Annotated in this window: 14 protein-coding genes; 5 read left to right on the top strand and 9 right to left on the bottom strand. The window is 70.3% G+C overall.

All coding sequences use genetic code 11. The annotated features are described in order from the left end of the window. Positions 1 to 3: 3 nt before the first annotated feature. The 5 genes from ACQY4O_RS09140 to ACQY4O_RS09160 form a co-directional block, all read right to left on the bottom strand. Positions 4 to 606 carry an NUDIX domain-containing protein gene (locus tag ACQY4O_RS09140; RefSeq protein ID WP_428375954.1) on the bottom strand — a complete coding sequence of 201 codons (603 nt, stop codon included), beginning with the start codon at positions 604 to 606 and terminating at the stop codon, positions 4 to 6. 79 nt (positions 607 to 685) lie between these two features. Then, complete coding sequence (infC, locus tag ACQY4O_RS09145; protein ID WP_428375956.1) at positions 686 to 1207, bottom strand: translation initiation factor IF-3; 522 nt, start codon at positions 1205 to 1207, stop codon at positions 686 to 688. 170 nt (positions 1208 to 1377) lie between these two features. Continuing rightward, a complete protein-coding gene (gene thrS, locus ACQY4O_RS09150) occupies positions 1378 to 3333 on the bottom strand; it encodes a threonine--tRNA ligase (protein ID WP_428375957.1) in 1956 nt (651 codons plus the stop codon). Positions 3334 to 3382: 49 nt separating this feature from the next. Continuing rightward, on the bottom strand, positions 3383 to 4297 hold the full coding sequence (locus ACQY4O_RS09155) for a glycosyltransferase family 9 protein (protein WP_428375959.1): 915 nt from the start codon (positions 4295 to 4297) through the stop codon (positions 3383 to 3385). Then, entirely contained in the window at positions 4282 to 5544 is a 1263-nt protein-coding gene (locus tag ACQY4O_RS09160; protein WP_428375961.1) for a glycosyltransferase family 4 protein, read from the bottom strand. The genes ACQY4O_RS09155 and ACQY4O_RS09160 overlap by 16 nt, the downstream gene beginning before the upstream one ends. 228 nt (positions 5545 to 5772) lie before the next feature. On the opposite strand from ACQY4O_RS09160, the gene ACQY4O_RS09165 reads away from it, so the two are divergent. Continuing rightward, positions 5773 to 6534 carry an alpha/beta hydrolase gene (locus ACQY4O_RS09165; RefSeq protein ID WP_428375962.1) on the top strand — a complete coding sequence of 254 codons (762 nt, stop codon included), beginning with the start codon at positions 5773 to 5775 and terminating at the stop codon, positions 6532 to 6534. Positions 6535 to 6552: 18 nt separating this feature from the next. Here the strand turns inward: ACQY4O_RS09165 and ACQY4O_RS09170 are convergent, their stop codons facing one another. Continuing rightward, positions 6553 to 7434, bottom strand: coding sequence for an SDR family oxidoreductase (locus ACQY4O_RS09170; protein ID WP_428378153.1), 882 nt, complete (start codon positions 7432 to 7434; stop codon positions 6553 to 6555). Positions 7435 to 7453: 19 nt separating this feature from the next. Beyond that, the gene (locus ACQY4O_RS09175) at positions 7454 to 8122 is read right to left on the bottom strand and encodes a glutathione S-transferase family protein (RefSeq protein ID WP_428375963.1); all 669 of its coding nucleotides are present in this window, start codon (positions 8120 to 8122) and stop codon (positions 7454 to 7456) included. A gap of 152 nt (positions 8123 to 8274) precedes the next feature. Here ACQY4O_RS09175 and minC point away from each other — a divergent pair, with 152 nt between their 5' ends. Genes minC through minE form a run of 3 tightly spaced genes read left to right on the top strand, consistent with a single transcriptional unit; the run spans position 8275 to position 10219 of the window. Continuing rightward, a complete protein-coding gene (gene minC / locus ACQY4O_RS09180; RefSeq protein ID WP_428375964.1) occupies positions 8275 to 9021 on the top strand; it encodes a septum site-determining protein MinC in 747 nt (248 codons plus the stop codon). A gap of 32 nt (positions 9022 to 9053) precedes the next feature. Continuing rightward, the gene (gene minD / locus ACQY4O_RS09185; RefSeq protein ID WP_428375965.1) at positions 9054 to 9869 is read left to right on the top strand and encodes a septum site-determining protein MinD; all 816 of its coding nucleotides are present in this window, start codon (positions 9054 to 9056) and stop codon (positions 9867 to 9869) included. Then, positions 9866 to 10219, top strand: a complete 354-nt coding sequence (gene minE / locus ACQY4O_RS09190) for a cell division topological specificity factor MinE (protein WP_428375967.1) — start codon at positions 9866 to 9868, stop codon at positions 10217 to 10219. The genes minD and minE overlap by 4 nt, the downstream gene beginning before the upstream one ends. Before the next feature lie 81 nt (positions 10220 to 10300). Here the strand turns inward: minE and ACQY4O_RS09195 are convergent, their stop codons facing one another. Further along, a complete protein-coding gene (locus ACQY4O_RS09195; protein ID WP_428375968.1) occupies positions 10301 to 10870 on the bottom strand; it encodes a TetR/AcrR family transcriptional regulator in 570 nt (189 codons plus the stop codon). A 103-nt stretch (positions 10871 to 10973) separates the two neighbouring features. Here ACQY4O_RS09195 and ACQY4O_RS09200 point away from each other — a divergent pair, with 103 nt between their 5' ends. Next, the gene (locus tag ACQY4O_RS09200) at positions 10974 to 11861 is read left to right on the top strand and encodes an SDR family oxidoreductase (protein ID WP_428375970.1); all 888 of its coding nucleotides are present in this window, start codon (positions 10974 to 10976) and stop codon (positions 11859 to 11861) included. A 29-nt stretch (positions 11862 to 11890) separates the two neighbouring features. On the opposite strand, the gene ACQY4O_RS09205 is transcribed toward ACQY4O_RS09200, so the two are convergent. Beyond that, entirely contained in the window at positions 11891 to 12649 is a 759-nt protein-coding gene (locus ACQY4O_RS09205) for a GntR family transcriptional regulator (protein WP_428375972.1), read from the bottom strand. Positions 12650 to 12658 lie beyond the last annotated feature (9 nt).

A 12658-nucleotide genomic window follows, 5' to 3' on the forward strand; every position in this document is an offset into this window, starting at 1 on the left:
GTTTCAGATCAGACCGGTCAGCCTCGCATGCTGCAGCAGCATGATGGTCTTGGCATAGACGATCCGGCCGTCGCCGATCATCGCCATCGCCTCGTCTCCGGTCGGCTCCAGCACCTCGATATCCTCACCTTCGCCGGGCAGGCCGCCACCGGCGCCGGTGCGGTCGGCCCCATCATATTCGGCCACGAAGAAGCTGAGCCGCTCGGTGATCGCGCCGGGGCTCATGAAAGCCTCGAAGACCGGGCGCACCGTGCGTAGCACGACCCCGGCTTCCTCCCGGGCCTCCTTGATGACGGCGACATCCGGTGGGTTCTCGTCCACCAGCCCGGCGATGACCTCGACCAGCGGCGTCAAGTGGCCGGCGGCGTAGGCAGGAAACCGGAACTGCCGCACCAGCAGCACGCGACCGCGGCCAGGGTCGTAGGCGAGCACGGCGCAGCCATCGCCGCTGGAATAGGTCTCGCGGTTCAGGGTCTGCCATGTCCCGTCGAAGCGACGGTGCTCGAACCGCGTGGTCTTCAGGATGCCGTGCCCTTCGGCCAGGATACGCACCTCGAGGATCCTAACCTCGTCGCCGGCCATGCCGCGGTCCGCCTTGTCGTCCATGCCGGACTCTCCTCCGATGCCCACAACAGAAAACCCGGGCTCTCACCCGGGTCATCACACTGGCCGAAGCGATCATCATTCAGCGCGGTGACAGCACCATGATCATCTGGCGGTTTTCCATGCGCGGCATCTGCTCGACCTTGGTGCGCTCGTCCATGTCGCCACGGATGCGCTCGAGCACCTTCACGCCGAGATCCTGGTGCGCCATCTCGCGGCCACGGAAGCGCAGGGTGACCTTGACCTTGTCACCCTCCTCGATGAACGACCGCATGGCGCGCAGCTTCACCTGGTAGTCGTTCTCATCGATATTCGGCCTGACCTTGACCTCCTTGATCTCGATGACCTTCTGCTTCTTGCGAGCCTCGTTCTTCTTCTTCTGCTGCTCGTACTTGAACTTGCCATAGTCGAGGATCTTGACCACCGGCGGCTCGGCGTTCGGGCTGATCTCGAGCAGGTCGAGACCCACCGAGAACGCGCGCAGCATCGCCTCGCGCGTCGGCATCACGCCCTGCATCTCGCCTTCCTCGTCGATGAGGCGGACGGATGGCACGCGGATCTCCTCGTTGACGCGCGGGCCCTCACGGGTCGGAGGCGCGGGCATCGGTGGTCTGGCTATGGTGGTCTCCTGTCTCGGTTACGAATGGGTCTCGTGCGATAGCCTGGGGCGAACGCAGGGCGCCCAGGCCTGCGTTCTCGCCCATACGCCCCCATGCAGGCAAGCAGGCTGTTGGCCGCACCCTGGGAATTCGCCATGCAGGCATCGGGCGGCTGTCATGTCCCGGCCGATGCGGCGGCGGTGGCCGCGCGTCTCAGATCGGGTGGTGTCGCCTCGTCCACAAGACCCCGCAGCGCCTGCTCCAGCTCCAGGACCTCCTGCGCCGCACCCCCCAGACGTCGCATCGCGACCGTGCGCGCCTCGGCCTCCTTGCGGCCGACCACCAGGATCACCGGCACCCGGCCCAGGCTGTGCTCGCGTATCTTGGCGTTGATCTTCTCGCGGCCGGTGTCGGCCTGCACCGCAAGGCCGGCGCGCTTCAGCCGGCCCGCGACCTCGAGCGCATACGGCTCGGCGTCGGTCACGATCGACGCCACCACCACCTGCACCGGCGCCAGCCAGAGCGGGAAGCGCCCGGCATACTGCTCGATCAGGATGCCGAGGAAGCGCTCGAAGGAGCCCACGATCGCGCGGTGCAGCATCACCGGGCGATGCCGCGCGCTGTCCTCGCCGATGAAGCTGGCGTCGAGCCGCTCGGGCAGGATGTAGTCGACCTGCAGGGTGCCGCACTGCCAGTCACGGCCGATCGCATCGCGCAGCACGAACTCGAGCTTGGGGCCGTAGAACGCCCCCTCGCCCGGGTTCAGCTCGTAGCCGACGCCCGCCAGCCGGCAGGCCTCGATCAGCGCCGCCTCCGCGCGGTCCCAGGTGGCGTCGTCGCCGGCGCGGTTGTCCGGCCGGTCGGCGAACTTCACCACGAAGCTGTCGAAGCCGAGGTCGCGATAGACCTGCGCCAGCATGGCGACGAAGCGCGCGGTCTCCTCGGGCACCTGCGCCTCGGTGCAGAAGATGTGCGCGTCGTCCTGGGTGAAGGCCCGCACCCGCATGATGCCGTGCAGCGCCCCGGACGGCTCGTAGCGATGGCAGGCGCCGAACTCCGCCATGCGCAGCGGCAGCTCGCGATAGGAGCGCAGGCCGTGCTTGAAGATCTGCACGTGGCACGGACAGTTCATCGGTTTCAGAGCGAGGCTCTTGTCCTCGTCCTCGACGGTGGCGATGAACATGTGCTCGCGGTAGTTCTCCCAGTGCCCGGACGCCTCCCAGAGCGAGCGGTCGACCAGCTGCGGGGTGCGCACCTCCTCGTAGCCCTCGGCGTTCTGCATCCGACGCAGGTAGTCCTGCAGCACGGTGTAGAGACGCCAGCCCTTCGGATGCCAGAAGATCGAGCCGACCGCCTCCTCCTGGATGTGGAACAGGTCCATCTCGCGGCCGATGCGCCGATGGTCGCGCCGCTCGGCCTGCTCGATCTGGCGCAGGTGCGCCTCGAGTTCGGCGGCGTCGCGCCAGGCGGTGCCGTAGATCCGGGTCAGCATCGGGTTGCGATGGTCGCCGCGCCAGTAGGCACCCGCCACCTTCATCAGCTTGAACGCGGTGCCGACATCGCCGGTGCCGCGCATGTGCGGCCCGCGGCACAGGTCGAGCCAGTCGCCCTGGCGGTAGATCGAGATCGGCTCGCGCGCGGGCAGGTCGCGTATCAGCTCCGCCTTGAAGCGCTCGCCGCGCGCCTCGAAGAACGCGATCGCCGCGTCGCGCGGCCAGACCTCGCGGACAAAAGCCGCGTTCCGCGAGACGATCTCGCGCATGCGCGCCTCGATCGCGGCGAGATCCTCGGGGGTGAACGGCTCGTTACGAGCAAAATCGTAATAGAAGCCGTTCTCGATCACCGGACCGATGGTCACCTGGGTGCCGGGATAGAGCCCCTGCACCGCCTCGGCCAGCACATGCGCGGCATCGTGCCGGATCAGGCCGAGCGCCTGCGCATCACGCCTGGTGACGAACACGACGCGGCTGTCGGCGTCGATCTCGTGCGACAGGTCGACCAGGCGGCCGTCGCGTTCCATGGCGAGTGCGGCGCGTGCCAGGCCCGGGCCGATCGATGCGGCGACCGCGGTGCCCGTCACCGGGGCCGCGAACTGGCGCACGGACCCGTCGGGCAGGGTGATCGCAGGCATGCAGTGGCTCCCGGCTCACAGAGTTTCGCGGTTGCGCCCTCCTATGGCGTCACCCCGGGGATGCCGCAACCCGGCTCGCGACATCGGCGACCGGCAGGGTGGCCAAATCGCCGGCGCGCAGGACCGTCACGCTGCCCGGATCGGGCCCGCGCGGTGCGGTCAGCGCCGGGTCGCTCTGGGCGGAGAACAGCACGATGCAGCGCGCACCCATCGCGGCGGCGAGATGCATCGGCCCGGTATCGTTGCCGACTGCGAGTGCGGCGCGTGCCGCGACGCCACCCAGTTCGAGCAGGCTGGTCTGCCCGGTGAGGTCGAGCGCCTGCGGGCATGCACGCAGGATCACCTGCGCCAGGGGCGCATCGCCGCCGGCGCCGACCACCACCGGCCGCAGCCCGCGCGCCCAGAGCAGCCCGGCGAGTTCCGCAAACCGCGCCGCGGGCCAGCGCTTGGCCGGGCGATGCGGTGCCGCTCCGGGCACCAGCAGCGCATACGGGCCGGGCAGATGCGGCCCCTGCACCGCCAGCCAGGCGAGGTCCGGCACCGGCACGACGGCGATACCGGCGCGTGCCAGCTGGTCCGCCTGCCGCTCGCGCGTGTGCATCAGGTCGCGGCCCGGATTGTCGTGCGGATGCGAGGCGCCGCGCGCGATGCCGGACCAGGGCGGCCGACCGGCCAGCCGAAAATAACGCTGCGAGCGGCTCGAGGTCTGCAGGTCATAGACGAAATCATGGCCGCGCAGCATCCGGCGCAGCGCCATCACCCGGCCCGCGTGCCACCAGGCCGGCCGCTCGTCGACCAGCACCTCGTCGAACCAGGGCGACGCCGAACACAGGGCGGCGAAGGGCCTTGTCGTCAGCAGCGCCAGCCGGTCGTCCGGGTGATACCGCCGGATGGCGGCAAACGGCGCGAAGGCCTGCACGAGGTCGCCGAGCGCCCCCAGCTTGATGATCAGGATGCGCGCCATCGGGGCGGGTCGGATTGCCTGCACAGGAGCTCGTCATAGACCGCGAGCGTCGATTGCTGCATCGCCGGCAGGCCGTAATGCTCGGCGACGTGGGCGCGGGCGCGCAGGGCCAGCGCCTCGCGCTCGACGTCGTCCAGCGCCAGCAGCCGGGCGAGCGCCTGCGCCAGCGCCTCGACATCGCCAGGCGGGAACACCGTGCCACTGACCCCGTCCTCGACGGTCTCGCTGGCGCCGCCATGGCCTGCCACCAGCACCGGCCGTCCCATCGCCTGCGCCTCGATCACCACGCGCCCGAACGGCTCCGGCTTGAGCGAGGGCACCACCACGATGTCGGCCAGCGCATAGGCCGCCGGCATGTCGTCGCAGTGGCCCGCGAAGCGCAGCCGCTTCATCAGGCCGAGGTCGTGCGCGAGTGCGAGCAGCGTATCGGCATGCGTCCCCTCGCGCTGCCTGGGGCCGACCAGAACGCAGACCCAGGCCGGAGCACCCGCAATCCTGTCTGTCGCCGCCGGCAGCCTGGCCAGCGCCCGCAGCAGCAGCTCATGACCCTTCCAGGGCGTGATCCGGCCGGCCAGCATGATGACCTTGGCGCCGAACGGCAGGTTCCAGTCCGAGGCCAGCGCATGCAGCCGGTCGCCACGGATCGCGGCCGGATCGAACATGGCGAGGTCGGCGCCGCGCGGGATGATGCGCAGCCGGTCGGGCCCGACCGCGTAGTCGGCCTGCAGGCGCGCGGCCACGAACCGGCTGATCGCGATGACCCGTTCGCCGCGCGCCATGATCGCATTGTAGCGCTTCTTGAACGGCAGGTTCTCGCTGTAGGCGCCGTGCCAGGTGGTGACGAAGGCGGTCCGGGTACGGCGCGCGGCCAGCCACGCCGACCAGGCGGGGGCACGCGACCGGGCATGCACCAGGTCGACATGCTCGCGCCGGATCAACCGTGCCAGCCACCAGGCATTCATGCAGATGCCGAGCGGGTCCTTGGTCATCAGGCGCAGCGTGATGTGGCGGCCCCCGGCGCGCCGGACCTGCGACACCATGCGGCCGCCGGCGCTGGCGACCAGCGGGATACCGCCGGCCGCCGCCACGGCACGCACCATCTCGATGGTGCCGCGCTCGACGCCTCCCGCCTGCAGCGACGGGAGCACCTGCAGGATCACCGGCGGGCGGGCGTGTACCGATTGGGCCGCAACGGAGCGGGCCGCGACAAGGGGGGCGGAGGCAGACATCGCCGGGCGCCATAGCACGCAGATCCTCCCCGTGTCCCGTTCTGAAGACGTAATGGTCCCGGCAATGGGCGGAACAGTCGCGCGCAAACGCGGTTGCAGTGGGCGAGCAGCATGCCCGCCTAAGGTCCGGGAACCTGCAGTCCCGGGAGACGAGCGTGCCGACCACCGCAAGCAAGACCCACCCGAAGCTCGGGAGCCCCAAGTTCTGGAGCGAGCTGAAGCAGCAGGTCACCGAGGCCGTGCGGCATGGACGCTGACGTCGCGGCGGATGCGATCGAGATCGTCCGCGCCGACGGGGTGCGGCTCGCGGCGCGCCACCAGCCCGGCGCCGGCCCCGCGATCCTGTTCCTGCACGGCCTGATGAGCACCATGCAGGGCCAGAAGGCCGAGCATCTCGCCCAGCATGCGGCGGCGCGCGGCTCGGAGTTCCTGCGCTTCGACTGTTCCGGCCACGGCGGCAGCGGCGGCCGCTTCGTCGACGGCACCATCGGCGGCTGGCTCGGCGACGCGCGGCTCGCCTCGGAGCGGCTTGCGTCGCGACGCATGATCCTGGTCGGCTCCTCGATCGGCGGCTGGCTGGCCCTGCTGCTCGCCCTCGCCCGCCCGGACGCGGTCGCCGGGCTGCTGCTGGTGGCGCCGGCGCCCGACATGACGCGCCGGGTGGCGGCGAACCTGCCGCCGGACGCAGCAGAGGCGCTGCAGCGTGACGGCGTCTGGCACCGCCCGGGCAGCTCCGGCGCGCCGATCCCGATCACCCGGACCATGCTCGAGGATGGCGAGCGTCATTGCCTGCCGGACGGCCCGATCGCCGTCGGCTGTCCGGTGCGCATCCTGCACGGCCAGCAGGATGCCGACGTGCCCTGGGAGGGCAGCCTGCGGCTTGCCGCGCGGCTGGCGGCGAGCGACGTGCAGCTGACCCTGGTCAAGGACGGCGACCACCGGCTGTCGCGTCCGGCCGATATCGCCTTGATGACCGCGGCCCTGGACGCGCTCCGTCGGACGGCGTGACGCCCTGGCCTGGCTGCTTCAGCACCCTGCCAGGCCGGCGCGGTGCTCTTCGGCCAGGATCGCGTCGAGGCCCTCGCGATAGGTCGGATGGCGCCAGCGATAGCCGAGCCTTTGCTGGGTGACGGCGCTGCGGACCTTGCGGTTGTCGGCCCAGAACGACCGCGCCATCGGGCTCATCGTGGCCCACGCCTCGGCGAGCGGCCTCCCGTCCGGCTCCGGCAGGCCGAGCGCTTGCGCTGCATACGCCGTGACCACCGCGCTCTCCTCCGGGAGGTCGTCGGCGAGGTTGAGCACCCGGCGCCCTGCCGGAGGACGCAGCATCGCGGCGAAGGTGGCGCCGGCGATGTCGTCCCGGTGGATGCGCCCGAAGCAGTGCCCGGGTGCGAGGATGCGCCTGGCGTGGCCGGCGCGCAGGCTGTCGAAGGCGCTGCGTCCGGGTCCGTAGATGCCGGCGATGCGCAGCAGGTCGATCACGCCATCGGTGGCCTGCCCGGCCAAGGCGGTCCAGGCCTGCTCGGCCTCGATCCGGCGCCGTGCCCGGGCCGAGCCGGGATTGGGCGCGCTGGCCTCGTCGACCCAGCCGCCGTCCCGGTCGCCATAGATCCCGGTGGTCGAGAAATAGCCGATCCAGCGCAGGCGGGCGGCGGAGCGCACGGCGCTCGCATATCGCGCCAGCACCGGATCGGCCGCATCGCCTGCCCCGTCGCGCGGCGGCACCGAGACCAGCAGATGGGTGGCCTCGGTCAGGAACCGGGCCGCCGCATCAAAGCCGATGCGCTCGATGCCATCCTCGGGCGCATCCCGGCCGGTGGTGCCGACCACCCGCCAGCCTGCGCCGGCCGCCAGCCTGCCGACGGCGGAGGCGGCGTAGCCGAGGCCGAACACCAGCAGCGTTTGCATCGCGGACACCCAGAGGGTCTCAGAAATCGAGGTCGGCGTAGTGCGCGGGCGGGGTGATGCCGGTGATGCGGTCGTTCAGGATGCCCCGGAAGCTCGGCCGCGACTTCATCCGCGCATACCAGTCGCGGGTCGGCGGCGACAGGCTCCAGTCGATGTCGCCGATATAGTCCAGCGACGAGAGGTGCGCCGCGGCGGCGAAATCGGCGAGCGACAGGTTCGCGCCGGCGAGCCATTTCCGCGTCTCCGCGAGCCAGCCGATATAGTCCAGGTGCCCGGCCACGTTGGCATAGCCGGCCCGCAGGGCTCCCGCATCCGGGTTGCCGCGGCCGACCATGCGCTTGGTGATCTTCTCGCCGACCAGGTTGCGGGTCACCTCCAGGTTGAACTTGCCGTCGAACCAGGCCACCAGCCGGCGTATCTCGACCCGCTCGCCCAGGGTGCGCCCGAGCAGCGGCGTGTCCGGATAGGCCTCCTCCAGATATTCGCAGATCACCCCGGAATCCGGGATCGCGAGCCCGTTCTCCTCCACCAGCACCGGCACGGTGTTGGCCGGGTTGAGTGCCAGGTATTCGGGGCGGCGCTCCGACAGCTTCTCCGTCCTGAGTTCGAAAGGCAGCCGCTTCTCGCCCAGGACCAGGCGGACCTTGCGCGAGAACGGCGACAGCGGCATGTGGTGGAGGATTCGCATCGAGGGAAATTATTTCATCCCGACCCGGATCGCCAACGCTGCTGCGTCGCGGCGCGCTGAAATCTGCCGCCGAGGCCTCGCCTGGGCCAGCCGTTGCAACAACTTCCCGGTTTGTGATTGACCCCGCCCCTGCGGGCGGATAGTCGCAGCCAGTGTCCGAAATTCAGCACCCTTCAGCGCCGCTGCCGCAGATCCGCGTGCGCGGCCGCTCGTTCATGGCACTGGTGCTCTCGCCGGAGCCGCCGCTCGCTGCCTGGCTGCAGGGCCTGGACGCGCAGATCACCCGCTCCGCCAGCTTCTTCGCCGGGCGCCCGGTGATCCTGGATTGCGGCCTGCTCGATGCGACCGACGCAGGCCTGGCGGAGCTGTTGCCGGCGCTCGCCGACCGCGGCGTGCGGTTGATCGCCATCGAGGGCGCCGACGCCGCCTGGCCGGCCACCGTGGGCTGGGACTGGCCGCAGGGCTTCGCCGGCGGCCGCGCGGTCGGCCCGCTCGAGGTGCCCGAGGATGGCGCGCTCCCGGCCGGCTCCGCGACCGGCGCCGGCACACTCGCCGATGCCGCGCAGGTGCAGCCCTCGCTGCTGATCGAGGAGCCGGTGCGCTCGGGGCAGTCCATCGTGTTCGCCGAGGGCGACGTCACCGTCATCGGCTCGGTGGCCTCGGGAGCCGAGATCGCCGCCGGCGGGTCGATCCACATCTACGGCACGCTGCGCGGACGCGCGGTGGCAGGCCTCGGCGGCAACCGCGACGCCCGCATCCTGTGCCGGCGCATGAACGCCGAGCTGATCGCCATCGACGGCTACTACATGACCGCCGAGGACATGCCGGTCGAGCTGATCGGCAAGAGCACACAGACGCGGCTCGACGACGAGACGCTGCTGCTGTTGCCTCTCGATTAAGACCGGGCGACGAAGCACAAAAGGGAGACATCATGGCCAAGGTTCTGGTCGTCACATCGGGCAAGGGCGGCGTCGGCAAGACGACCTCGACCGCGGCCCTCGGGGCGGCACTCGCGCAGAGCGGCAAGAACGTCGTGGTGGTCGATTTCGACGTGGGCCTGCGCAACCTCGACCTGGTGATGGGCGCCGAACGCCGCGTGGTGTTCGACCTGATCAACGTGGTGCAGGGCGACGCCAAGCTGAGCCAGGCGCTGATCCGCGACAAGCGGATCGACACGCTGTCGATCCTGCCGGCCTCGCAGACCCGCGACAAGGACGCCCTCACCCCGGACGGCGTGGCGCGGGTCATCGCCGAGCTGCGCGAGAAGTTCGACTGGGTGGTCTGCGACAGCCCGGCCGGCATCGAGAAGGGAGCGCAGATGGCGATGTATCACGCCGACGAGGCGGTCGTGGTGACCAACCCCGAGGTCTCCTCGGTGCGCGACAGCGACCGCATCATCGGCATGCTGGACAGCACCACGCTGCGCGCCAAGAACGGCCAGAAGATCGACAAGCACCTGCTGCTGACCCGCTACGACCCGGCACGCGCCGCCCGCGGCGAGATGCTGCGCACCGAGGACGTGCTGGAGATCCTCTCGATCCCGCTGCTCGGCATCATCCCCGAAAGCGAGGAGGTGCTGCGCGCGTCCAACCTCGGCTCGCCGGTGACCCTGTCCAATCCTGAGAGTGCCCCCGCCCGGGCCTATTTCGATGCGGTTCGGCGGCTGCAGGGCGAGACGCTGGAAATGAGCGTGCCCAGCGATCGCCGCGGCTTGTTCGGCAAATGGTTCAAGTGGAGGGTGGCATGAGCCTCCTCAGCTTCTTCACCCGCAAGAATTCGGCGCCGGTCGCCCGCGACCGGTTGCAGATCCTGCTGGCGCACGAGCGCTCCAACGGCGAAGGCCAGTCCGAGCTGATCGCCAAGCTGCGCGAGGAGATCCTCGAGGTGATCGCGCGCCACGTCACGATCGACCGCGACAAGGTGCAGGTTAAGCTCGACCGGGGCGCCTCGGTCTCCACCCTGGAGATCGACATCGAGGTGCCGGGCCTGAAGCTCGCCGGCGCCCGTCCGAACGGGGTGACGCCGCGGCCCCCGGACGCGCCGGAGAGCGAGCCGCCGGGCTCGGATAAGGCGGAGTCCGAGCCGGCCTCCGGCTAGGCAGCGCAAGGGCTCTGCCCTTGACCCACTGGGGCCGAAGGCCCCAGGCCCCGATTCTATGCCGCCGACCGCATGGCGGGATCAGTCTTCGATCTCGGTGAGCAGCGCTTTCAGCTCGCGAAAGGCGACATCGAGATGCTCGCCGAGACCTGGCCCGGGATCGTCTAGCCAGGTGACCGTGGCATGCACGAACGCCGCCATGCCGGTCCGGGCGGCAAGCACCGCCCGCAGATCCGCGACACCTCGCGCCTGCAAGGCGGCGGCGAGCGCCGCGGCGAGCGCGGCCATTTTCGCCATCTCGCGCTCGTGCAGTGCGGGGGTCGCGGCAATGACCTCGTGTCGTGGCTTCGAGAAGGGCCGGTTATCTTCAAGCGCGGGCCGGACTGACCGGAACGCCCAGAACAGCGTGTCGAGCGGCCCGAGCCCGGCAGGCGCATCGGCGATCGACGCCGTCAGGGCTGCGCGCAACCTGGCCTCGCCATCGAACAGGGCCTCCCGCTTGTCGGGGAAATGCCGGAAGAAGGTCCGCTCCGTCACGCCGGCCCGCGCCGCGATCTCGGCGGCCGTGGTCCGGTCGTAGCCGCGCTCGCGGAACAGCGCCAACGCCGCGCCTTGCAGACGAACGCGCACATCGTCTTCGTTTCTCGTCACAGATCCGACTGCTCCTGTTGTCAGTGACTGACACACGCGCTATGTCAGTGACTGACACCGCGGGGTGGCAATTTTTCCCCCCGGGATGGTCGAGGAGGTCAGCATGCACGTGTTTCTGACAGGAGCGAACGGCTGGGTCGGGTCGGCGATCGCCCGCGAACTCCTTGCTTCGGGCCACACCGTCGTCGGCCTGGTTCGCTCGAGGGAAAAGGGTGAGGCGCTCGCCGCGAACGGCGGCACGCCGCTGCCGGGCTCGTTGCGCGATCTGGATGTACTCCGGCACGGGGCCGGCCATGCCGACGGCGTCATCCATACGGCATTCGGTCTCGACCTCTCGAAGATCGTGGAACTGAGCGAGGAGGACCGTCAGGCGATCGAGACCTTCGGGGAGGTGTTCGCCGGTTCTGACCGGCCGATCGTCGTCACCGGCGGCTTCGGCCTGCTGCCTGCCGGGGAGGCGTTCACGGAAGACGCCAGGCCGCCCGTCATGCCCGGGTTTCCACGCGCGTCGGAGCAGACGGCGTTCGCACTCGCCGAGCGCGGGTTGCGGGCATCCGTGGTCCGCCTGCCGCGCTCGACCCACGGCGTCGGGGAGCGGCATGGCTTCGTTCCCATGCTTGCCACCAAAGCCCGCGAGACCGGCGTTTCCGCCTATGTCGGAGACGGGCGGAACCTCTGGCCGTCCGTGCATCGGCTGGATGCCGCGCGCGTCTTTTGCATGGCACTCGAACGGGGCGCCCGGAATGCGGCATATCACGCCGTTGCCGAGGACGTGCCGTTCAGGCTGATCGCCGAGGCGATCGCCCGGCAGATCGGCGTGCCCGCGAAGGCCCTGACGCAAGAAGCCGCCGAGGCGCATTTCGGCGCCTTGGCGGCCTGGGTGGCGGGCCATGGTCCCGCCTCCAGCGTGAGGACCAGAGCGGTTCTCGGATGGGAGCCGAGCGAGATCGGCATCATCTCGGATATCGACCGGCCGGACTATTACGATTGACCGGCCGGCTCGGCTCCGCGTCTCCGGCGTCAGGCCATTTCGGCGAGCGATGCCTCCAGCACGCTTGACCCCTGGCGGATATCCGAAATCGCGGCGGCGCGGGCCGCATCGCCGTCGTGCGAGCGCAGGGCGTCGATCAGGTCGTCGTGCGGGTGGCGTGCGAGCGGCGCCGGTTCGCAGGCGGCCGGCACGGTGAGCGCATAGACCGGCCCGATACGCATCCAGATGCCCTCCAGGATGCGCAGGATCAGCGGCGCCCGGGCGACCCGGCAGACCAGCCGGTGCAGGTCGGCATTGTGTCCGAGCATGGCGGCGCGGTCGCCTGCGGCCGAGGCGCGGTCGTACAGGGCGGCTAGGTCGGCGATCTGCCCGATCTCGGCATCGGTGGCCCGCTGGGCGGCGCGGCAGGCGGCGCGACCTTCGAGATCGGAGCGGATCTCGACGATCTCGCGGAATTCGTCGAGCCCGATGACCGGCACCAGGGCTGACCCGCGCTCGTCCAGCGTCAACGCCTGCTCGGACACCAGCCGCAGCAGCGCCTCGCGGACCGGCGTCGGGCTCAGCCCGAGCTCGGCCGCCAGCGGGCGCAGGATCAGCTTCTGGCCGGGCCGCAGCTCGCTGTAGATCAGCGAGGAGCGGATGCGCAGATAGGCCTTCTGGCTCAAATTCTCACGCGAGAGCGCGACACCGCCCGGAGCAGCGTAGGCATCGCCGGCATCCCCTGCAGCCACTGGCCGGGCCGGCAGCAACGTCCGGCCGGGAACCTCTGTCGGAAGGATGAAATTCATGGGACGCGG

Origin of the sequence: Lichenicoccus sp., from assembly GCF_965277665.1 — a bacterium.
In the GTDB taxonomy this organism is placed as follows: Bacteria; Pseudomonadota; Alphaproteobacteria; order Acetobacterales; family Acetobacteraceae; genus Lichenicoccus.

Excerpts from the sequence above, each read along its gene's own strand:
- ACQY4O_RS09140 (WP_428375954.1), bottom strand. The coding sequence starts at position 606 with ATGGACGACAAGGCGGACCGCGGCATGGCCGGCGACGAGGTTAGGATC.
- infC (WP_428375956.1), bottom strand. The coding sequence starts at position 1,207 with ATGCCCGCGCCTCCGACCCGTGAGGGCCCGCGCGTCAACGAGGAGATC.
- thrS (WP_428375957.1), bottom strand. The coding sequence starts at position 3,333 with ATGCCTGCGATCACCCTGCCCGACGGGTCCGTGCGCCAGTTCGCGGCC.
- ACQY4O_RS09155 (WP_428375959.1), bottom strand. The coding sequence starts at position 4,297 with ATGGCGCGCATCCTGATCATCAAGCTGGGGGCGCTCGGCGACCTCGTG.
- ACQY4O_RS09165 (WP_428375962.1), top strand. The coding sequence starts at position 5,773 with ATGGACGCTGACGTCGCGGCGGATGCGATCGAGATCGTCCGCGCCGAC.
- ACQY4O_RS09170 (WP_428378153.1), bottom strand. The coding sequence starts at position 7,434 with ATGCAAACGCTGCTGGTGTTCGGCCTCGGCTACGCCGCCTCCGCCGTC.
- ACQY4O_RS09175 (WP_428375963.1), bottom strand. The coding sequence starts at position 8,122 with ATGCGAATCCTCCACCACATGCCGCTGTCGCCGTTCTCGCGCAAGGTC.
- minD (WP_428375965.1), top strand. The coding sequence starts at position 9,054 with ATGGCCAAGGTTCTGGTCGTCACATCGGGCAAGGGCGGCGTCGGCAAG.
- minE (WP_428375967.1), top strand. The coding sequence starts at position 9,866 with ATGAGCCTCCTCAGCTTCTTCACCCGCAAGAATTCGGCGCCGGTCGCC.
- ACQY4O_RS09200 (WP_428375970.1), top strand. The coding sequence starts at position 10,974 with ATGCACGTGTTTCTGACAGGAGCGAACGGCTGGGTCGGGTCGGCGATC.
- ACQY4O_RS09205 (WP_428375972.1), bottom strand. The coding sequence starts at position 12,649 with ATGAATTTCATCCTTCCGACAGAGGTTCCCGGCCGGACGTTGCTGCCG.